20 protein-coding genes and 1 pseudogene are annotated in these 20684 nt (G+C 43.3%); 6 read left to right on the top strand and 15 right to left on the bottom strand.

Going from position 1 to position 20684, the window contains the following annotated elements; translation table 11 throughout:
- Window positions 1-256: 256 nt before the first annotated feature.
- The 4 genes and pseudogenes from L0G63_RS09970 to L0G63_RS09955 form a co-directional block, all read right to left on the bottom strand.
- Window positions 257-1469 (bottom strand): annotated as a pseudogene (locus L0G63_RS09970) (RtcB family protein).
- 829 nt (window positions 1470-2298) lie between these two features.
- Window positions 2299-3027: a LysE family translocator gene (locus L0G63_RS09965; RefSeq protein WP_301450510.1), complete on the bottom strand. Its 729-nt coding sequence runs from the start codon at window positions 3025-3027 to the stop codon at window positions 2299-2301.
- Between the two features lie 154 nt (window positions 3028-3181).
- The gene (gene argE / locus L0G63_RS09960; protein ID WP_301450509.1) at window positions 3182-4420 is read right to left on the bottom strand and encodes an acetylornithine deacetylase; all 1239 of its coding nucleotides are present in this window, start codon (window positions 4418-4420) and stop codon (window positions 3182-3184) included.
- 91 nt (window positions 4421-4511) lie between these two features.
- On the bottom strand, window positions 4512-5165 hold the full coding sequence (locus tag L0G63_RS09955; protein ID WP_058025036.1) for a UPF0149 family protein: 654 nt from the start codon (window positions 5163-5165) through the stop codon (window positions 4512-4514).
- A gap of 212 nt (window positions 5166-5377) precedes the next feature.
- Here L0G63_RS09955 and L0G63_RS09950 point away from each other — a divergent pair, with 212 nt between their 5' ends.
- Window positions 5378-5818 (top strand): hypothetical protein, encoded by a 441-nt coding sequence (locus L0G63_RS09950; protein ID WP_301450508.1) that lies wholly within the window; start codon window positions 5378-5380, stop codon window positions 5816-5818.
- A 107-nt stretch (window positions 5819-5925) separates the two neighbouring features.
- Window positions 5926-6378 carry a cell division protein ZapA gene (locus L0G63_RS09945; protein ID WP_301450507.1) on the top strand — a complete coding sequence of 151 codons (453 nt, stop codon included), beginning with the start codon at window positions 5926-5928 and terminating at the stop codon, window positions 6376-6378.
- Between the two features lie 147 nt (window positions 6379-6525).
- Here L0G63_RS09945 and L0G63_RS09940 read toward each other — a convergent pair whose 3' ends face one another.
- The 4 genes from L0G63_RS09940 to L0G63_RS09925 all read right to left on the bottom strand — a co-directional run bounded on the left by L0G63_RS09940 (window position 6526) and on the right by L0G63_RS09925 (window position 10840).
- A complete protein-coding gene (locus tag L0G63_RS09940) occupies window positions 6526-6822 on the bottom strand; it encodes a hypothetical protein (protein ID WP_301450506.1) in 297 nt (98 codons plus the stop codon).
- A gap of 249 nt (window positions 6823-7071) precedes the next feature.
- Entirely contained in the window at window positions 7072-9165 is a 2094-nt protein-coding gene (glyS, locus tag L0G63_RS09935; protein WP_301450505.1) for a glycine--tRNA ligase subunit beta, read from the bottom strand.
- Window positions 9166-9174: 9 nt separating this feature from the next.
- Window positions 9175-10176 carry a glycine--tRNA ligase subunit alpha gene (gene glyQ, locus L0G63_RS09930; protein ID WP_301450512.1) on the bottom strand — a complete coding sequence of 334 codons (1002 nt, stop codon included), beginning with the start codon at window positions 10174-10176 and terminating at the stop codon, window positions 9175-9177.
- A gap of 451 nt (window positions 10177-10627) precedes the next feature.
- Window positions 10628-10840: a PspC domain-containing protein gene (locus tag L0G63_RS09925; protein WP_301450511.1), complete on the bottom strand. Its 213-nt coding sequence runs from the start codon at window positions 10838-10840 to the stop codon at window positions 10628-10630.
- 604 nt (window positions 10841-11444) lie between these two features.
- Here L0G63_RS09925 and nadR point away from each other — a divergent pair.
- The 3 genes from nadR (at window position 11445) to L0G63_RS09910 (ending at window position 13996) form a co-directional block, all read left to right on the top strand.
- Complete coding sequence (gene nadR, locus L0G63_RS09920; RefSeq protein ID WP_301450504.1) at window positions 11445-12503, top strand: multifunctional transcriptional regulator/nicotinamide-nucleotide adenylyltransferase/ribosylnicotinamide kinase NadR; 1059 nt, start codon at window positions 11445-11447, stop codon at window positions 12501-12503.
- Window positions 12504-12617: 114 nt separating this feature from the next.
- Window positions 12618-13352, top strand: a complete 735-nt coding sequence (gene pnuC / locus L0G63_RS09915; protein WP_301450503.1) for a nicotinamide riboside transporter PnuC — start codon at window positions 12618-12620, stop codon at window positions 13350-13352.
- 209 nt (window positions 13353-13561) lie between these two features.
- Entirely contained in the window at window positions 13562-13996 is a 435-nt protein-coding gene (locus L0G63_RS09910; protein WP_301450502.1) for a DUF962 domain-containing protein, read from the top strand.
- A 173-nt stretch (window positions 13997-14169) separates the two neighbouring features.
- Here the strand turns inward: L0G63_RS09910 and L0G63_RS09905 are convergent, their stop codons facing one another.
- The 3 genes from L0G63_RS09905 to L0G63_RS09895 form a co-directional block, all read right to left on the bottom strand.
- On the bottom strand, window positions 14170-14781 hold the full coding sequence (locus L0G63_RS09905; protein WP_301450501.1) for a nitroreductase family protein: 612 nt from the start codon (window positions 14779-14781) through the stop codon (window positions 14170-14172).
- 207 nt (window positions 14782-14988) lie between these two features.
- Window positions 14989-15942 (bottom strand): pirin family protein, encoded by a 954-nt coding sequence (locus L0G63_RS09900; RefSeq protein ID WP_301450500.1) that lies wholly within the window; start codon window positions 15940-15942, stop codon window positions 14989-14991.
- A gap of 67 nt (window positions 15943-16009) precedes the next feature.
- Window positions 16010-16723 carry a pirin family protein gene (locus L0G63_RS09895; protein ID WP_301450499.1) on the bottom strand — a complete coding sequence of 238 codons (714 nt, stop codon included), beginning with the start codon at window positions 16721-16723 and terminating at the stop codon, window positions 16010-16012.
- A 232-nt stretch (window positions 16724-16955) separates the two neighbouring features.
- Here L0G63_RS09895 and L0G63_RS09890 point away from each other — a divergent pair, with 232 nt between their 5' ends.
- Window positions 16956-17861, top strand: coding sequence for a LysR family transcriptional regulator (locus L0G63_RS09890; RefSeq protein ID WP_301450498.1), 906 nt, complete (start codon window positions 16956-16958; stop codon window positions 17859-17861).
- 86 nt (window positions 17862-17947) lie between these two features.
- On the opposite strand, the gene L0G63_RS09885 is transcribed toward L0G63_RS09890, so the two are convergent.
- The 4 genes from L0G63_RS09885 to L0G63_RS09870 form a co-directional block, all read right to left on the bottom strand.
- Complete coding sequence (locus tag L0G63_RS09885; protein ID WP_143506577.1) at window positions 17948-18352, bottom strand: hypothetical protein; 405 nt, start codon at window positions 18350-18352, stop codon at window positions 17948-17950.
- Between the two features lie 8 nt (window positions 18353-18360).
- On the bottom strand, window positions 18361-18894 hold the full coding sequence (locus L0G63_RS09880; RefSeq protein WP_071003018.1) for an ATP/GTP-binding protein: 534 nt from the start codon (window positions 18892-18894) through the stop codon (window positions 18361-18363).
- Window positions 18895-18898: 4 nt separating this feature from the next.
- Window positions 18899-19627, bottom strand: a complete 729-nt coding sequence (locus L0G63_RS09875; RefSeq protein WP_301450497.1) for a BLUF domain-containing protein — start codon at window positions 19625-19627, stop codon at window positions 18899-18901.
- Window positions 19628-19811: 184 nt separating this feature from the next.
- Entirely contained in the window at window positions 19812-20171 is a 360-nt protein-coding gene (locus L0G63_RS09870) for a hypothetical protein (protein ID WP_301450496.1), read from the bottom strand.
- Window positions 20172-20684: the final 513 nt, after the last annotated feature.

Genomic DNA, 20684 nt, shown 5'->3' with positions numbered 1-20684 from the left:
TAACAATTGAATTTGTTAATTATTTTATAACATTTTTAAGTAGGATTGACTATAGAACTCGAAAAGATTTATCCGTTAGATTCAGCTCAGTTTTCAAGCACATAATCTCTGCTCGTATATCAGCCCATTCTTTTGATTGGGGTCTTTTTTTACCTTTCTTATTGATATAAGGATAATCTCTCATAATTGTCTCCTCAATTTGATCTTGTTTTATAAGATGCTAACAGTTAAAACAAGATCAAGTTTCATGAAAAAGCTAGCCCTTAATACACATGACCTGCTTCAACGTATGCACCACTTCAACCAAGTCTTTTTGATTGGCCATCACTTCATCAATGTCTTTATACGCACCAGGGATTTCATCGATAACGCCTTTGTCTTTACGACATTCAACACCATCCGTCTGCGCTTTTAGCTCATCAATGGTGAACGCGCGCACCGCTTTGCCGCGGCTCATTTGCCGCCCTGCGCCGTGCGAGCACGAGCAAAATGACTCTGTCGCACCCAGACCACGGACGATAAAGGATTTTGCGCCCATAGAGCCGGATAATGCCAAGCTCACCGGCGTAAGCACTGATCGCGCCTTTGCGGGTCACATAGACCTGCTCGCCAAAATGCACCTCTTCATTGACATAGTTGTGATGGCAATTGATGGCTTCTTTGGTCAGTTGAAATCGTGGCAATCCTGCTTGCAGTGATTGCAGCGCTTTAATCACCAAACGCATCATCTCGCGGCGATTCTCTAGCGCGTAATCCTGCGCCCAACCAACTGCCTCAACATAATCGGCAAAGCTGTCAGACCCTTGGGCAAAGTAAGACAAATCACGATCTGGTACATGACCAAAGCGTGATTGACGCTCTTTTTTGGCCAGATTGATAAAGTAGTGCCCGATACAGTTGCCAATACCGCGGCTGCCAGAATGCAGCATTACCCAGACATCTTGGTTTTCATCCAAGCACAGCTCGATGAAATGATTGCCACCGCCAAGTGTACCCAGCTGTTTGGCCCACGTACGCTCAAAACCTTTAAGCATTTTGAGTAAGCCCGGATGCTTATCGGTAATCGGTTTTAGGCGTTTACCGAGCGGATCAAGCGTGGAGTTTTTTGCTTGGATTTGCTTGTGCATGTTAAAACCCACCGGCACTTGCTGCTCGACCACCAAACGTAATGACCTTAAGCTATCAGGCAGATCACTTGCGGTTAGGGATAAGCGCACGGCGTTCATACCGCAGCCGATATCTACACCGACCGCCGCAGGAATGATGGCAGACTTGGTCGGAATCACGCTGCCGACGGTTGCGCCTTTGCCAACGTGTACATCAGGCATAACCGCAATGTGCGAATGTACAAACTCTAGCTGCGCCAAGTTGCGTAGCTGCTGCATCGCGCCTTGCTCGACATCCGAGGTGTAGATTTTGACAGGCACGCCATGTTTGCCACTTTTACTTAACGTTAATTGAACACTCATGATTTAATTTTCCATTATTTTTATTGTCTAGATATTTGATTGCCACTTTTTATTTACTAAATTTTGACATTACTAACCCCGCTCAATTAAATGATATTTTTAATCAAAAATAATATAAATTTTAGGCAATAAAATATCTATTGCTTTATAAAACGCTAATAATTAGCTTTTATAAAAACATCGATTTCTTGATAAGTGTGAGCCGTAATGAGAAGTGCAATGGGCACAAGTGGTGTCATAGTGACTGTATCGATGCAGATAAAGCGCGATAACGCACGCAGCATGACAGACAAACACACGCAAAATCTCAAAGCATGGGCGATAAACGCGCCAGCTTATGATCAATCAGCGAATGCCTGTGATAGTAGTAAGGTATTTTGGATATATCGTATTGGGCTGAGCGCATCATGCGCACGCAGCCTGTCATCAGCGAGGTGCTGACTCGATATAGACTTGGCAGAAAGGAGAAGCGGTAGAGACAATGATGCTAAATGAACCCTATCCTAATAGGATAGTGCCTCATCAACTGCTTAGCCAAACTGACGCGAAGTCATTATTACTGTCATATCAGTGATTGATTCACTCTTCAAAACGATCGTTACGTTAAGGTGGGACATGATAATTCCTCCGTCAGTTGTGGCCATTGTCAGGGCGACAATAGCAAGTTTATTAAAAGCATTTATAGCAATGCCATAAATTAACGCGACAATATTATCAACTTTGAAAATAAAGTCAACTATTTATTTTTAAATACTTATTTTTTTAATAACCTATTTTTTAAAAATTATTATCGAATAAAATTTATTTTTTAATAATAACGAATATATTTTTATACCATAAAACTATTAATTACTTCAGCAAACAAAGCCGCTGCAATGATGATAAAGATAATGCCGCAACCACGATTAAGCCATGCTAAACGATTACCAACATCGAGCCAACTTGCCAGCTTTTTTCCGCCTAGCGTATAGACAATCTGCCAAATCGTTTCGCTCATGAATAGCCCAATGGTCAATAAGATATATTGCGGCCATAGTGGCGCACTAAAATTAATAAACTTAGGAAAGAACGCTGCGAAAAATAATATCGCTTTTGGATTAGATAAAGATACCCAGACCCCTGTACGGAATAAAGTGAGATTGCTCGGACTTGCCTTGACCGCTGCACTAGAAAGCGAGCGCGGCTGCGGTGTACCAGCTTGACCTTCAAAAGCCCCATAGTCGGCCTCAACCTCAGCACTTAACTCCTTGGCATCGCTCATCAAGCTACCATCACCCGCATCACGCCATGAGCTGATGCCCAAATATACCAAGTATGCCGCGCCCACGGCTTTGATAATTGTGAGCAGCCATGGCGACTGGCGACTGATCACATCCAGCCCAAGTAAAGTCGATAGCAGCAAGATAAATAGTCCAAGGCTTAACCCTGCTAGCGTCCATAATGTGCGCTTCACTCCATAGTTCATGCCATACTGGAATGCCAGTAGCATATTGGGACCTGGTGTTGCGGAAATCAAAAACGTACTTGCGAAAAATACTGCAAACAGATGCCAAGACATCAGCTACCCCCTACTTTGTTATATATAAATGGTTCTTATACGAACAGCCACATCGCCAAAAAAAGAAATACCGCCATTCAGGCGGTATTATTGCTACTTCTCACATTATATACATATGTTTGCCAATTTTATAGCGTATCGACACCTCTATAAGCTACTTGGCAGTACAACTGTCTAATAGTTTTTGCAAAAAGCCGTCACAACGTTTGATTTCGATCAGTTCTACATATTCATCCGCTTTGTGTGCCTGCTCAATACTACCAGGGCCACAGATGATCGTTGGGATGCCTGCATTGGTAAACTGCCCCCCTTCCGTTGCGTAAGCGACTTTGTGACGCTCATCATCCCCTGTCAGAGCTGCTATTAATGATTGTAGCTCAGCGCTGTTATTATCCGTCATAGCAGGAACACTCTCTTCCTGCATCAGCTCGATACCCGTCTCAGGCGCACGCGCTTGCATTTGCGCATTTAACTCAGCAACTTTTGCTTGAATGGGCGCTAGTATATCGTCTTGGGTCATGTGCGGCAGGTTGCGATAGTCAAAGGTGAACTCACACAGATTGGGCACGATATTGGTGGCTGTACCGCCGTGTATAGTCCCTACTGACAATGTCGAATAAGGCACTGTAAACAATGCATCATTGTCATCACGAGCGCTCAGTTCTTCAGCAAGCGTGTCAACATAGCCCACCAATTTGCTAGCGTAGCTGATCGCATTGACCCCTTGTGCAATCAATGAAGAATGCGCCGATTTACCATGGACACGGCAACGATAAACCGCAATACCTTTATGCGCAACCACCATCGCCATATTGGTTGGCTCACCAACGATGCAGTAATCAGGGGTGATACCGCGCGCTTTTAGATCCGCCAAAATCAATGGCGCACCCAAACAGCCCACCTCTTCATCGAACGACAGCGCGAGGTGCAATGGACGACGCAGCTGACCGCTATTAGATAGCTGTACAGCTTGCGGCAATATTGTCAGCGCACACGCAATGAAACCTTTCATATCGCACGCACCGCGTCCATATAGCTTGTCACCACGTATCGTCGCGGTGAACGGCTCTGACGTCCAGTCTTGACCATCGACAGGCACGACATCAGTATGACCTGAGAGCACCAAACCGTTATTAATTTGGTCAGCGTTTTCGCCAGCGGGTACGGTCACAAACAAGTTGGCCTTGGTCTTTGCCTCGTTAAAGGTCAAATCTACCGTCAGACCAAGCTGCTCACAATACGCTCTCACATCATGAATCAATGCTAGATTAGAGTGTCGACTGACCGTATCGAAGGCGATAAGCCGTGTCAGCCAATCAAGGCTATTACTCGGGTGCGTAGCAGGGTTTAACTGTTGGTCATTGCTAGCATTGTCATTAGTATTTTGGATCATAAAATATCCCTATTATGATTTTTAAGAGTTATGTTTTAAAAGCCATTTCTTAAAAACCATTTCTTAAAAACTATGAGGTATCAGATTTGTCTTATGATGGATTATTCTGATTCATCACGTCAAGCACGGGTGGCATCGGTTTTGGCAACTTGCCTTCTGCTTGTAGCTCTTTGGTGGTTTTGGCATTGATAGATAGTCCAGCAATCAGGGCGATGTCTTTTACAGGCTTGCGTTTGCGCGTCGCAAAACTCACAGGCACCATACGAGCAAACTCGTAGATATAAAGATAAGACTCCTCTCCCCCCTCAAAATCCTCTTCTTCTTCTAACCGAATGCCACCAATTTTAGCCAAATCTGAGAGCATCTCATTCTCTTCGCTACTCAAATTACAATCAGTAATACCAAAACCCGTCATAAAGCCGTTTGACCACTGTTTCAATGCCATCACGCGCTCGTATAAATCATGTTCATCATCAGGTATGAGCGGCATATAAGCATATGCATCATCTTTATCTTTTAACTGAAACACCGTGTCTTCTGCTTCTTCTGTCAGCAAAGTCAATGCCGCCTCTGGTAGTGGCGCAAAGCTCAGCTCTTCAAACACCTTTGCCCATGTGGCCTCATCAGGCGCATTACACGCCGTCATAAGCCCTGTCATCAGGCCGTGCACCTCACTGATAGACACGTCCGTCCAATCCTCAAACGCAGTCAGCCAAGTATTCCAGCCAGAGATATTATCATTCATAATAGAGGTCCTAGTAATTGATTACTGTTCAAAAAATAAAAATAGTCACGACAAAGTGTCTGGGACAAATCATCGATAGATAAAAGTAAAAAGACAAAGCCTCGTACTTGTAATTACTTTGTTGATATAGATATTATGCGGTCACCTATGGCATTATTAAATGCAGCGAACAAAATTCATTCACGCTTACTTGTTAAGGATAAAAACTGACTATGTATGATCAACTTAGAATATTAGAAAAAATGGTACTCGACATCAAAAAACAGTATCAGCTTGTCAGTGCTGAACTTAGCAGCCTAAAACAACATCCTGTCACCGACTCTAAAGAATTTGCCGCTCTAAAGACAAAGCTCGATAATAGTCATAGCGAACGTGACGGTGCCAAAAAGCAACTGAACGATCTCGACAAGCGCTATCAGAGTCTCGCAGAAGCGCATCATATGATCGGTGAAGAACAAGACAAACTACAAAAACAAATCAGCCAATTACAACAACAAAATAGCGAGCTGCAAAAGCACAATAATGAATTGAAGCAGCAATACAGCGATATCAAACAACAGAACAGTGAGCTGCAAAAAAAGAATCAGTTGGCAGCGGAGCGCACGCAAGTCGTCTTGCAACGCTTAACCCGCATCGATCAAGCAGAAAGCTAACGCGTCTCTGTAATAGATAGCAAAATATGCTACTTATTAAACCGCCCAACGCTATTTGTAAAACCTGATATCACTCATTTCACTGACCAGACATTGTAGGATGTATCATGACCGACAACCAAAGCAACGCTATAGAAAAACAGCCAAAAAATAACCCATCACAAAATACTCAAGTACCGAATAAAGACGTAGCCGTACAAAAATCCACTCAATCGGGGGTGAGCACATCCAGCACATCGTCTCAAGCCAATGGTAAAGCGGCTGAGCCCCAGATCAAAAAAGTAGATATCGCGATTGCAGGCGTGACTTATCCAATTTTTTGCCCAGTACATGAGCAAGAAGAGCTACTATCGGCGGTATCTTATATCAATAACTATGCGCTTGATCTAAAGCGAGATGCACCAAGCCTCAGTCAAGAAAGCATACTGGTGCTGTGCTGCTTGAATTTATACGAAAAAATCCATGCCAACCAAAGAAGTGATGAAGACCGCTTGCAAAAAGATAAGCAATCACAGGCATTGCTAAATAAAATTATGAAAGACGCCCACTCTATTTTGTAATAGTCGCGGTGTTGTCTCAGCAGACAGATCGTTCAAAACATGCATGATCTAATAGTGTGCGATATGATGAAAAAGCATCAAATCTATTAGCGCTTAGCCTACTAAAGCTAAGCGCTTTTTTATGATCACTCGTTTTTATCTATCTGCTTACGCATAAGGTTTGTAAGTCCTGCCTGCATGAAAGTCTGCCTGATGCTCATAATTGCAAAAGAATAATTCTTGGGCTGATTCAGTATTACCATCACTGGTTGTCGCTAAGCTAGGCTTAGTTTCAAGGACACCGCGATACTCCGCCAAACTGTTACCGCAAAAATCACACTGACGCGGCGTGGTGACATCGCCCTCTTTTGGCATCATGCTTTTGGGTGGACGTGGGTACATAAACTTGTAAAAAGCCCACATGGAAGCCCAGATAATAAGAATAACAATAATAACGGCAAACACGGCGGTGCTCCTTCAATGACAAATAAACGTAATGAATAACAAGAGTGATGACACTTACCATGATCGAATACGCTCGAATGCCTAAATTTTACCGTCAATAATGGCAATGGCACAATGCCTTTACGGTTAATTATCAATGATGCTTGTTTGTCATTCATGGCACTGACGAATAACCAAGTGCTATAGCAACAAAAAACTGGCCACAGTGAGCCAGTTTTTGTATCAAAATCTAAGATTAAAGGCTAGCAGTTATAGCTGTAGCTCGCTGATATCCGCCACAGTCAAGAACAAGGCGCGTACCTGCTTGAGCAAGGCTAAGCGGTTATTTTTGAGCGCCGCATCGTCGCTGTTGACCATCACATTATCAAAGAACTGCGTCAACGGCTCATCTAAGCTCGCCAGCGTTTGCAATACTTGCGTATAGTCCGCTTGCTCAAGCAATGGCTGTACCACTGTCTGTGCTTGCTGCACATTTGCATATAAATTTTGCTCAGCAGTCTCAGATAGTAGCGTCTCATCAACCGTATCAGCAACGCTCACTTCTGACTTGGCCAATATATTGGCAACGCGTTTGTTTGAATCAGCCAACATCGACGCTTGTGACAGCTCGCTAAATGCTTGTACGGCACGGATACGCTGATCAAAATCAAGCGGCATATGCGGGTTAATCGCTTGTACGGCCTGAATCGTATCAACGCTAACGCCCTGCTCGGTATACATCGCACGATAGCGCGAGTTTAAGAACGCCATGACTTGGGTAAAAGTATCACCCATTTTGGCAATTTTGCTACCTTCAGCATCGCTATAGCCTTTAATCGCTTGCTCAACCAATGCGACAAGATTAATCGGCAACTGCTTTTCGATCAAAATACGCAAAATACCAATGGCAGAACGACGTAGGCTAAACGGATCCTTTGACCCCGTCGGTGCTTGGTCAATCGCAAAAATACCAACGAGCGTATCTAGGCGATCAGCCAGTGCTAGGCAAATACCAACTGGTGTTTGCGGTAATACATCACCACTGAACTTGGGCAGGTATTGCTCTTCCAAGCTTGCTGCAACTGCTTCAGGTTCCTCATTCAAACGTGCATAATACGTACCCGCAATCCCTTGCAATTCAGGATACTCACCGACAAGCGAGCTTGCCAAATCTGCTTTGGATAAAATACCCGCACGTACGGTGTCATCGACGTTGATATCGTGGCCTTGCTGCTGCATTAGGGTAGCAATAAACGCGGCAAGCTTAGCAATACGCTCAGACTTCTCCCAAATCGTACCCAATTTGTCTTGGAATACACGATTTTTCAAGCTCTCTGTGAGTGCAAACAATGGCTGCTTTTGATCTTGTAAGAAGAAAAACTCGGCATCAGCCAAACGTGGACGCACCACTTTCTCGTTACCTTCAATAATCTGATTGGGGTCTTTTGATTCAATATTAGTGATAAAGATAAAGTACGGCTGCAATTTTCCCGTTTTATCGGTTAAGCAAAAATACTTTTGATCCGCTTGCATGGTCGAAATAAGCGCTTCTTGCGGCACTTGTAAAAAGCGCGCTTCAAAGCTTGCTCGTAGCGCAATGGGGAAATCAACCAATGCGGTAACTTCGTCCAATAAATCCTGCGGTACGATAGCATCAGAATTAACTTCATCTGCCAATGCTTTGACTTGGTTTTTGATCAGCATTTGGCGCTTATCAAAATCTGTCACGACTTTTAGGCCATCTAATAGTTGCTCATAGTCATTGGCATGAGCAATATCATGGTAGTCAGGGCTGTGAAAGCGATGACCACGAGTTTGCGAGCCTGTCTGATACCCTTGGATAGTGGCATCAATGACAGTGTCATCCTGCATCAATACTACCCACTGGACGGGACGGACAAACTCGTTGCGACTGGCGCCTGAGCGCATACGTTTGGCAATCGGTAGGCTATCTAGCGCGGTCTGAAAAATCGCTGGCAGTAGCTCGGTAGTCGCTTGACCACTGATCGTTTGCTCAAAGCCGACATAGTCACCTTTATCGGTGTTAATGGTCGTAAGCTCGCTCGCTTCGATACCTAAGCCTTTAGCAAAACCCATCGCCGCACGCGTTGGATTGCCATCGCTATCAAATGCCGCTTTGATAGCTGGTCCGCGTTTTTGCTCAGTGCGGTCAGGCTGCTTATCGCTAATGCCTTGAATCTGAATGGCTAAACGACGCGGGGCCGCAAAGGCTTTAATGCTATCAAAAGTGATATCAGCGTCAGTCAGTTGCTCAGTGACACTGGCTTGCAGCGCATCACGCAATGGTTTTAGGCTCTTTGGAGGTAGTTCTTCACACCCCAGTTCAAATAGAATAGTACTCATGGGATGCTCCTATTGCTTGTTCGTCGGTTGATTGTTGTCAGTGCTTTCTTTGGTTAAGCTGTCTGTTGATGAGCCTTCTGTTGCCGCGTTTTCTTTTGGCAAATACTTCTCAAGTGCCTCGGCGCGGTGCGCCTCATCAGCCAATGGGAAGCCTAACTTGGCACGAGCTTCGACATAACCAAACGCTACCTTACGCGCCAGTGTACGTACACGCAGAATAAAGCGTTGACGCTCAGTGACCGAAATCGCACCGCGGGCATCAAGTAAATTAAACGCATGAGAGGCCTTTAAGACCATCTCATAAGCAGGCAATGGCAGGCCTGCTTCAACCAACTTATCTGCTTGCTGCTCATAAAAATCAAACATCTCACCCATCATTGGCACATCAGCGTGCTCAAAGTTATAGGTCGATTGCTCAACTTCGTTTTGATGGAACACATCGCCATAAGTGACGCGGCCAAACTCACCATCTGCCCAGACCAAGTCATAGACGCTATCAACGCCTTGCACATACATCGCCAAGCGCTCAAGACCGTAAGTGATCTCGCCAGTGACTGGGAAGCACTCAATACCGCCGACTTGCTGGAAATAGGTAAACTGGGTCACTTCCATACCGTTGAGCCAAATCTCCCAGCCAAGTCCCCACGCGCCAAGCGTTGGTGATTCCCAGTTGTCTTCGACAAAACGCACGTCATGCACCAATGGATCGATACCAATAGCGCGTAGCGAGTCCAGATATAGCTCTTGGATGTTAGGTGGATTGGGCTTTAGCACTACTTGGAACTGATAGTAGTGTTGCAAGCGGTTTGGGTTATCACCGTAGCGACCATCAGTCGGGCGACGCGATGGCTGTACATACGCAGCGTTCCAGCGCTCAGGCCCTAATGAGCGCAAAAACGTGGCGGTATGAAAGGTGCCTGCGCCCACCTCCATATCGTAAGGCTGCAATACCACGCAGCCTTTGTCAGCCCAATAATTCTGTAGGGTGAGGATTAAGTCCTGAAAAGTCATCGGTTGAGGAGTTTGGTCTTGTGTCATCGGGGTTGTCGCTTCGGATATCATGGTTTGGGTTTTCATAGTAAGTCACTGTGAAATGAGTATGATTAAATAAATCTGTGATAGTGCTCGTCGCCTATTTGGCAACGACTCTATTTGCTTGCTCACCTTACTAAAAATTGACTATTTTATCCATATTTACCTCAACTAAATTTGCATTGTTGATAGAAAAACGCGGCCGTATCCCTGATTTACGACCGAATCATCATAAAAAACGCCTGACCAGCCACTCCTTTTGAAAACAAAAAAATACCCAAATGCGTAAGCATTCGGGCAGGAGGAAAATTGTATCTTGGGCATCCTGATCACTCAGGCTTTTTATTTTTGGGGACTGCTTTTTGAACAACTACTTGTGGTACAAACTTGCTTGTTTTAACGGTTTTTAATGTCTAAATATCAGACTCGATTATTGATAAGAGTCGCTATTGGCTTTTGGCATGATTATCCATAATATGATATAGATCAAAATACCTGGTACTGCTGCGCTCAATGATGAAATAATCACAAACAGTAATCTGACCCATGTAGGCGACCAGCCAACGTATTCTGCGATACCACCCATCACACCCGCTATCATGCGATTATTTTGTGAGCGATGTAACTTTGCTAACTTAGCCAAACTAAATACCTCTCTGTTGTCTATTTTCATATATTTTTTCTTTTTATCTTAATTTTGAGTCCTCAAGACTATATTCGGAGACTCAAAACTATATTGCCTTGCTAACTTACGAATCAGTATATCAACTCTCAAATATTTATCTGTTGAAGGTATAGACGTAGTTTGTGAGTTTATGATACCCAAGCTTGCCCTAATCTGTCATATCATCATGCAACCCCCTGATTTTAAATAGTTATTTCAAAATGTTTCAGAGCTACCTTTGTTGCTCAAATCTTTCAACCACTCTTTCACGCCTCATTATTTTTTAATTTAATCAAAGAGATAAGTAGCGCTTTGGTGAAGGTTTGATAAGGAATTGATAATGCTAATAGCCTCTAAAAACCTTTGTTTAACCCCAAATGCCTACTAACGCTCCAACATCTGAGTTGTCAAAACATCGATAATGAAAAAATGCGCACTCTATAAAAAAGACAGATATTCCTCAGGTTTACAATAACCTACCTGTAAATCCGCCAAAACCTTTATACCATGCTGATAAATAATACGGGTTTTCGATGAGTGATCATCAAACTTGGGAAAAATGATAAGAAGGATAGGAATAACTATGTACGACAGCGGATTGATGATTGGACACTTTGAACCTCTACATTTGGGGCAGATGCGCAGCATATTGGCTGCGGCAGGACAGGCAAAAAGCTTGCACATTGTTATCATGGCGCATCCATCACCACATCCAGATTTTACGATCACGTTGCAAGACAAAGCGCGTTGGTTACAGATGGCCTGTGCAGACTTGCCATTTATTCATATTCATACCACTAATGAGATCGAGTTGCCGCTTCACGAGCATCTTTATAATAGCAGTGAGGATGTCAGGATCGATGTGGCGATTAGTAATGCCAAATTGCAGCGGTTGATAGAGACACTCGCACTCCCTGCAGAGACAGCATTGTTTATGGCTGATAATCACCCACTGACGCAGAGTGATATACAAGAGCAGTTGATTTTGCAAGTGGTCACGACAGCGCTACAGCCTGAGTTTGACTCGTACGCCATTGCTCGCGACCCAGTCGCCCATTGGTCAACGATTCATCCAGAGGCCCGCGTTGATTATACCAAGACCGTGGCTATCGTTGGCGGCGAGAGCTCTGGCAAGACAACACTGGTGCATAAGCTGGCGAATTATTACGGCGCCAGCTTTGCGCTGGAAATGGGCCGTCTGTATGTTGGCACCGATTTGGGTGGTAGCGAGGTTGGGCTACAGTACAGTGATTATGGGCCTATTTGTCTGGATCATGCGCAAGCGATACGCGATGCTAAAGCCAATGCAACAGCTCCGATCACGATCGTTGATACGGATTTTGTGACCACGCAAGCATTTTGTGAAGAGTACGAAGGTCGCACCCATCCTTTTGTCGCGGCTTGTATTGATGAGTTTCGGTTAGACCACACCATCATGCTCGACAACAATACGCCATGGGTCGATGATGGCATGCGCTCTTTGGGTACCCCTGAAGCACGTGGACGGTTCGAGCAGCGCCTACTAGACATTTTTGCGCGTCACGACATCACACCGCATATGATCGACCAGCCAGATTACGATGCTCGTTATCAGCAATCACTGCAATTTATCGATCAGTATATCTATGGCAAAACATTATAAGAGGCATCAAAGAGTGCCCTATTTATCATCATTTATTCAGCTAGCGCGTTGCAGTTAACATTATGTTGTCGTTAGCACTATATTAAAATCAGTATTTACTTTAGGGGAAAATTTATGCGTATTCAGCTACTGGATAACATCACCGGAAAATGGTCGATGCAATGGATCATCGTTTGGTTTATTTGCGGTGTGATTGCCTTATCCGCAGGTTTTTGGCTCACAACCGATCATACCACGCTTGATTGGTTTTACTTGGCTGTCTCGTTTATTGGTCTGATTTGTGTGGTGTCATTATCTTTTCGAAAAAACGTCATGGGCAATGGCTTTGGTATGGGCGCAACCGCAGGAGAAGTCATTGTACAGGCCACATCTGGCGCCGTGGGTCTGATGCTCGCGCCCCTATTTAACTTTTTTACCCATGTCTATGGCATTTTTTATTGGTCAAAGCACACCGACCCTGATGGCGACATGATCCCAAAATCAGCGAGCAAAGCGGTGTGGTTGATCACTGCCGCATTTATCATCATCGGTCTTGCCCTTTTTCCCACCATCAATGATTTACTAGCGAGCTATGGTTATGCGGTCGTCGAGGATGATAATAGCCTGTTTTTGGGATTTATCTCTTTCTTTTGGATCAACGTCATTGCCTTTGTGCTGTCTATTACCGCGCAAGCTGCCATGATTCTGCGTTATTCCTTTAACTGGTGGTTATGGATCATCGTCAACTTTGTCTGGCTGATCGTCAATCTCATGTCTGGTAACTATATTTTTGCGATTCAGACGATGGTGTATCAGGTAAACGCCTTTGTCGGTCTCTATGAGTGGCATCGCAGCGAACGAGGTTCATAGCAACATCTGTAGAAAAAAGCGTTTGAGATATTGAGATAAGTCTTACCAATATCGCATTGGCAATACGAGCGAAATTGACTGTGCCGTCTATCAGATAAAATGGCAGACACGCGCAATTAGTGCTACAACTGGTACTAATTGCGCATGTTAATATTTAAATTGATAGCGCATGTCAGCGTCTTATTTCATTTACTAACAAGGAGGTTAGTATGTCTCGTCAACCCAAAATGTCCAAACGCACGCTTGAGCAGTGGCTCAGTGAGTATGCGGTCAGTCACCAAAACCTGATTAATAAGAAAATCCATTGGCTATGTGTGCCGACGATTTTTGTGAGTTTGTTGGGGATGGGAATGTCGCTGTCTGTATGGTTTACTCTCGTACTGAGCGCATTAGTCTTATTATTTTATATACGCTTATCGACGCCGCTATTTTTGGCAATGGGGCTGTTTATTCTGATTTGTCTGTCGGTTATGGCGGCTATGCCATGGGGATTCAAAGCGTGGGCGGCAGTATTTGTGGTCGCTTGGATCGGGCAATTCATCGGTCATAAAATCGAGGGCAAAAAACCGTCATTTTTTGAAGATTTACAGTTTTTGTTAATCGGTCCAGCATGGGTCGCCAACAGTTTAATGCAACGCAGGTAGCCATGATACTGGCTCATGAGTTTTGCAAATATCCAATGTAGCTTTGCTGTCTTTACCCTTTATTCATCAAAAAACGCCACCCGATGATTGGGTGGCGTTTTTTACGTGCTCTGTAGTTTATTTAGCAAACTTCCTAAGCAAGGCCATAGGTTGTCTATTCTCAAACAACAACATTAAGCACCAAATACTTTCATACGCTCATCAAGTGGCTTGAATTCTTTATCACCTGCTGGCTGCTCAATCTTACCAAATACCAGTTGCGCTTTTAGTTCCCAATCTGCATCGATGTTCCAAGTGCTCGCGACTTTTTGATCGATCACTGGATTGTAATGCTGCAAGTTTGCACCGACATCAATGCTTGCTAGCGCCGTCCAGATGACGTACTGATGCATCGCGTTGGTCTGAGTTGCCCAAATTGGGAAATTATCAGCATATAAAGGCGCCGCTTCTTGCATGCCTCTTACCACTGCTTGGTCTTCAAAGAATAGTACGGTGCCAGCACCCGCTCTAAACCCAGCAATTTTGTCTTTAGTAGATTTAAACGCTTCTTCGTCACCGACGATGACGCGTAAGGTCTCTTCAGTCATATCCCACAGTTTGCGGTGCTCATCACCGAACAATACAACGACACGTGTGGATTGTGAGTTGAATGATGATGGCGTATGCAAGACAGCATGCTCAACTACCTTGACGACTTCATCATTCGATACTGGCAGTTGGTCACTGAGTGCGTAGATAGAACGGCGCTTTTCTGCTAATTGCTGTAAGCCTTTTAGTTCTAACATGGTACTTCTCCATATTGTTGTAGGAATTATTTGCTCTGGGTTGATAGACATTGTCGATCTTGTGATCAACAAGTTTTTATGAAATAGTTTGTTTATGTGGGCTATTATCGGAACAATTTACCTGAAACCCCATGTATTTTTTGTAAAAAAACTTAACGATGATGATTACCTTTGAAAAATAGGTTAAGAAATTTTGCGTATTAGTGGTTAACCTTTGAAGCCTTTGGGTACTTCTGGCGCCACCAGACGCTGCATATCAGAATCCACTTCACTAAAACGCTCATGACCATTGTTCCAATCGATCACTGACTGCTCAAGCTCTTCTTTGTTGTTAGCGACAAAATTCCACCACAGTAATACTTGGTTGCTTAGAGGCTCCCCACCAATGAACATCAAACGTGTGCCTTTCTTTGCGACCAGCGTTATCGTTGTATCGTTAGAAACGTCTGTACGATGAAAACGTAATAACTGATCTTTTTTATACACCTGACCTTCAGACTCTAGCGCACCGACAACCACCAAAATACCGTACTCAAAGCTCGCCTCCAAATTCAGCGTGACGTCTCCATCTTCTAAAAAATGTACATCAATCCCGACCAGCTTAGAGTATTGCAGCGTTGGTGCTTTATAAAGCTTGCCAGATACTGATTGATAACTGCCCGTGGTCAAAATCAGCTCGACGTTGCCCTCAGTCCATGTTGGCAGCTCCGGATAATGATGAAAACTGCGTTCAATCTGCTGGTTGGTGGGCAAAGCTATCCATAGCTGTATCATATTGATGTGGCGATGAGCAGCGCTTGAGTCAGTTTTGTGTTGATCACTCTGCTCTGCAAAGACGCTTTGTTCTGTGTGGCTAATACCTTGATTCAATCCTGTACCTGCTGTCATGAGGTTGACTTGGTTTTTGGCAATGACTTGCTCGCTACCCAAGCTGTCTTTGTGTAAAATCTCACCATCAATCATCCAGCTAAACGTCTGTAGATTGGTATGCGGATGGCGCCCAACTTGGACACCTAAATCATCTTGAGCAAACTCAGCTGGCCCTGCATGATCCAAAAAGCACCATGCGCCAATCGGTTGTTTGCCTTTATTGGGCAATAACCGTGCGATAGGAACACCACCAACCTCCGTTGATCGTGGCTCTAGAGTTCTAATCGTCATGTGGCACCTCTTGATCTGTATGCAGTTAGTCGAGCGAGCGAACGATGCTACGGCGCTCATCCGTGATCTACATAGAAAGCGGCACTTCCATCAGCAATACTTTTGCAGCCTCTTTCACTTCCATAGTGACATCCTTAGTATCCCAAACTCCAAGGCCGTCTCGAGTAGACAAAATGTTACCGTCTATCACGACTGTTCCTGCAATCACAAAAATATAAACACCATTATTCGGATTGTTTAGTTGGTAGGTCTGCGTCACCTCTTCATCAAACTCTCCCATACTGAACCAAGCATCTTGATGAATCCAAACCCCTGCATCATCCTCATTTGGTGATAGCACCTGATTGAATTCATTGGGCGTCATGATGGTCCCCATGTGCACTTGCTGATAGCGAGGAGCAACACTCATTTTATTTGGCATGACCCAGATCTGTAAAAATCTCACAGCTTCTTCACGACTGCCATTCATTTCACTATGAGTGATGCCTGTGCCCGCTGACATGACTTGGATCTCACCCGTCTCAATCATGCCTTCATTACCGATGCTATCGCCGTGCGCCAGTTTGCCAGCTAAAGGAATGCTGATAATTTCCATATCACGGTGCGAGTGGTTGCCAAACCCTTGACCACCAATGACAAAATCATCATTGATGACACGTAAAACACCAAAGCCCATACGCTCAGGATTATAGTAATTGGCAAAACTAAAGGTATGACGGCTTTTGAGCCAGCCATGATTGGCATTACCGCGGGAGTCTGCTGCATGATAGATCGTTTTCATTATTTATCCTTAACTGTCCATACGTTTATTATCTATATATTTGTTATTAGTGAACATGCTGAATCGATAAATCTATTATAATTGTTGACTATATAGAGATAAACAGACATAAATGCAAATAACTATTCTTTTTATTAGAACAATCAAGCACTCACTAGTGTACCTATATAGAATCCTTTATAGAAAAAGAGACGTCAGTTCTTATGAAAAGCACGTTGATTAGGGAGGGAACATGGGACAGTTAGAAGACATGGCGATGTTTGTACGCATTGTCGAGGCAGGCAGTATCACTAAAGCCGCCGAACAATTGAATATTGCAAAGTCAGCCGTCAGTCGCCGCCTAAAAGAATTAGAGACCCGTCTTGGCAATCAACTGATCAGTCGTACCACGCGCCATTCTAAATTAACACAAGCTGGAGAGCAGTATTATCAGCAGGTTAACAGCATATTGAATGCGGTTGATACTTTGAATGAAAATATCAGTGATGCACCAACACGCATCGGCGGTACGCTAAAGATGACCGCACCATTGTCGTTTGGTCTGATGCATTTAAACGATGTGATTGACGAGTATGCCAATCAGCATCCCAATCTAAAATTTGAATTGGATTTTTCTGATAGGCATGTCGATTTGATCGAAGAAGGGTATGAGCTGGCTATTCGAATCAGAGAGCTGCGTGATTCTAGTTATCAAGCAAAACCCTTGGCACGGATTCGCCGTGTGATTTGCGCCAGCCCTAGTTACTTAAAAAAAATGGGGACGCCTAACACGCTAGAAGACTTGGAGGGACATGAGTTTTTGCAATACAGTCTGGGTCAAGCAGACGACATAGAGCTGATGGATGCACAAGGGAAAAAACACTATCATGCGATGCATGCCAAAATTAAAGCCACCAATGGTGAGTTTTTAACGGATTTGGCAGTAAAAGGACATGGCATTACCGTCATTCCAACTTTCATCGCTTATAAAAAGCTGGCACGTGGCGAGCTTGTACCGATTTTGCAGCAGTATCAATTGCCAATACTAAACGCTTATGCCGTCTATCCAAAAAACCGATTTTTATCCCAGCGTTGTCGTTATTTGATTGACTTCATTGCTGAGCGCTTTGGTGATCATCCGTATTGGGATGATTTTTGATAAGATTTGATTGAGCAGGGTTAATCTTTTACAAAGTATAGCGTTGCAGCTACTCTAAGAAGCGATCTACTATCAATAATTTCACGTTACTCAGTAATAGATGAGATTTCACCAATCAGCTTCTTAGTCTTATATCTTGCTTCTGCTAATGCCATCTTGTCTTGTGCCACAACGGTCAATACACATGGTTTGCCGATATAGTCTGTTTTGACAAACAGCATATTGCCAGACGTGGCTTCAACGATTGTGATATCGCACTTACCTTGTTTCATCTGGGCAGCTGATGAGTCGCTGAGCGCTGATAGCGTACTGCTCATCGCCGCAAACTTGTCGGATTGGTTGCTCAACTCTTTGATCGAGAAGCAGCTAATAGGAAAACCATCTGTGGTGCATAAGCTGACCAATATGATTTCTCTATTGGCCTCACACAACGCTTTCATGTGACCCAAAAGTGCTATTTTTGCAGGTGATTTTTCGTTTTGTGTAGTCATATCTAACATCAACCTTGATTATTCAGGGTATTAAATAATGATAATAGAGACACAGCGGACTCTTTGTTTCTTGGATCTACATTGATCACAGGCGCGACTATATCGTGTTCCATCAGCATGACTCTGATCTCTTGTCCGAGCACAGCCACGCTTTGTTTATCGGCATCTTCGCAGTGAGTAATACCAACGATACAGGTCGTCTGCTTTTTTGCTGGTGCAAAAAAGTGTAGCAGTTTATCTAAATTTGCATAATCAGGCGTCTCGCCATGCTTGATTAAGATGAGTAAGCCCCACAAAGAGTGGTTGACAAACTCCCACAAAAACGAAAAACGCTCTTGACCTGGAACTCCATAGATACCTAGTGCCATATCATCAGATAGAGTAATTCTGCCATAATCGATACCGACAGTCGTGTACTCTTTACCAATATCGATACTCGATCTTGCCTCTGTCTCAAACGGGCTGATTTCACTCAACGTCTTAACCATTCGAGTTTTTCCGGCGCCTACTTCACCAATGATAGCTAACTTCTGATAATTCAATTTTTTACCTCATTCCTAAGAATTTCTTGATCGCGCCATAAAATTTATTAGGCTTTTTTTCATTAACCTTTGGCTCGTCTAACGGCTGTGTCTCTGTCACGCTCAGTATACCTGATTGATCAAACCCATTGATTATTTCTGTGACTTGAGGAGACGAACCAAACTCACCACTAGCGACCAATGTATCAAACGGATAAGGTTTTTTTGTCAGTTTGACACATAAATCCATAATCATTTGAGGATTACTGACATGATTTAGGTCAGGCCAAGCCAATAATTTGAGACTTTTACCTTTATAATCCTTTTGGGAGGCGGTATTAGACTTGTGTATATCAAAAAATGGCTGAAGACGTTTTGTTTGCTGCTCATCGAAACTGTTTAAGACAACGCTATTTTTTTCAATAAAATCATCAAAAAAAGTGCCTTGATCCACAAAGTCGAACACGCTGATGCCCCAATTACGAAAGCTACGTTCAGTTACACTTTTATTCAGAAAAACCCAGATATTTTCATGCCTAGTATCAGATGATATCTTAGCCATCAGTTTATCTACTTCAATATCAGGACCTTCCAGCACCTGAAGATACTGTCCATCACGGTAAGAGATGATACCTGTAATTTGTAATTGTGGATTATGCTTACTAGAGACACTCACGATGTCTGACAACCCAGTAGGCATACGAATACTGCGATCTTTGATAGGCACTCTGCTGACGTATGCGATACATTTCATTTTGCCACCATTTGATAGAACATCTAAAACTCAGTTAAGTTCTTATAGCTATATATAAAATAATAATTCGTTATATACAATATGTACATAACGAATTTGATCTTCTTATGCACTCTGTGTTGTACATCAGGTGCAATAAGAGAGCTTCAACAAACCATTCATTGGCTTTATAATACAACCCAAATTATATTTCTAATTTGCTTTCTACTGACTGTACTTTACGGCGTGCCAATGCAAGGTTCGCTTTTGATTTATCAAGTACTAAGTAGATAAATAAATCTTCATGACTGGCTGTCGGACGAATGATATGTAGCTGAGACTCTAGTGTGATCAACATATCTTCGATTTCACCTTTGATGTCGAGTGATTTCATCGTTGCTACTTTTGCCTTTACAACTTGTGAGTTACCGGCAGCAGCCAGCTCAAGATCGACACCGCCACCAATCGTGCCTAACACCATACCTGACATATAATCCACAATGCAGGCACCCATCGCACCATCAAGATCCATTAACTCTTGTAAAGACTCATTGATATTTGACATACTTTTTTCCTATTTCTTTGTGTTGAGATAATTCTCGATTAGAGACACTTGCACAATCGAGAATTATCAAATTATGTTAAGCTGAATTGACTATATAAACATTAGTATAACTTAAATATGCTTACTTATACTTAAGGAATTATGATAATTGAATACGAATAATTAAATGTATTTTTAGGTACAGGAACTATAGCGTAATCGTAAACAAATTTCCGTAGTGACTGTTATTATATGCTATATACGGAGTCAGATCACATTTCTACCCGACCATTGAAGGAGAAATAACGACCACTGGGTAGGAAAATCATACTAATTGATAATGATTATATTTTAGAGCCTAAAAACTACGTTTTTGACGTTAAATTTAACAGAGATTTAGGGTGACCAAGTCAAAATTGAAGCAATGCTCACTCGTGATAGTGTTTAATACTTATTAGGGCGTGTTGAACATTCGCAAGTAGGCACTGCTGATCACTAAAATTGTTCCAGACAAGGCACAAAGCGACGATAATG

The sequence above is a fragment of the Psychrobacter sp. genome (assembly GCF_030454045.1).
Lineage (GTDB): Bacteria > Pseudomonadota > Gammaproteobacteria > Pseudomonadales > Moraxellaceae > Psychrobacter.
The sequence above is the reverse complement of the archived record's forward strand: the minus strand, read 5'-3'. Positions and strand labels throughout refer to the sequence as shown.

Excerpts from the sequence above, each read along its gene's own strand:
- argE (WP_301450509.1), bottom strand. The coding sequence starts at position 4,420 with ATGATCCAAAATACTAATGACAATGCTAGCAATGACCAACAGTTAAAC.
- pnuC (WP_301450503.1), top strand. The coding sequence starts at position 12,618 with ATGCGTATTCAGCTACTGGATAACATCACCGGAAAATGGTCGATGCAA.
- L0G63_RS09955 (WP_058025036.1), bottom strand. The coding sequence starts at position 5,165 with ATGAATGATAATATCTCTGGCTGGAATACTTGGCTGACTGCGTTTGAG.
- L0G63_RS09900 (WP_301450500.1), bottom strand. The coding sequence starts at position 15,942 with ATGACGATTAGAACTCTAGAGCCACGATCAACGGAGGTTGGTGGTGTT.
- L0G63_RS09910 (WP_301450502.1), top strand. The coding sequence starts at position 13,562 with ATGTCTCGTCAACCCAAAATGTCCAAACGCACGCTTGAGCAGTGGCTC.
- L0G63_RS09905 (WP_301450501.1), bottom strand. The coding sequence starts at position 14,781 with ATGTTAGAACTAAAAGGCTTACAGCAATTAGCAGAAAAGCGCCGTTCT.
- glyS (WP_301450505.1), bottom strand. The coding sequence starts at position 9,165 with ATGAGTACTATTCTATTTGAACTGGGGTGTGAAGAACTACCTCCAAAG.
- L0G63_RS09945 (WP_301450507.1), top strand. The coding sequence starts at position 5,926 with ATGACCGACAACCAAAGCAACGCTATAGAAAAACAGCCAAAAAATAAC.
- L0G63_RS09870 (WP_301450496.1), bottom strand. The coding sequence starts at position 20,171 with ATGTCAAATATCAATGAGTCTTTACAAGAGTTAATGGATCTTGATGGT.
- glyQ (WP_301450512.1), bottom strand. The coding sequence starts at position 10,176 with ATGACTTTTCAGGACTTAATCCTCACCCTACAGAATTATTGGGCTGAC.
- L0G63_RS09965 (WP_301450510.1), bottom strand. The coding sequence starts at position 3,027 with ATGTCTTGGCATCTGTTTGCAGTATTTTTCGCAAGTACGTTTTTGATT.
- L0G63_RS09895 (WP_301450499.1), bottom strand. The coding sequence starts at position 16,723 with ATGAAAACGATCTATCATGCAGCAGACTCCCGCGGTAATGCCAATCAT.
- L0G63_RS09875 (WP_301450497.1), bottom strand. The coding sequence starts at position 19,627 with ATGAAATGTATCGCATACGTCAGCAGAGTGCCTATCAAAGATCGCAGT.
- L0G63_RS09885 (WP_143506577.1), bottom strand. The coding sequence starts at position 18,352 with ATGACTACACAAAACGAAAAATCACCTGCAAAAATAGCACTTTTGGGT.
- L0G63_RS09890 (WP_301450498.1), top strand. The coding sequence starts at position 16,956 with ATGGGACAGTTAGAAGACATGGCGATGTTTGTACGCATTGTCGAGGCA.
- L0G63_RS09950 (WP_301450508.1), top strand. The coding sequence starts at position 5,378 with ATGTATGATCAACTTAGAATATTAGAAAAAATGGTACTCGACATCAAA.
- nadR (WP_301450504.1), top strand. The coding sequence starts at position 11,445 with ATGTACGACAGCGGATTGATGATTGGACACTTTGAACCTCTACATTTG.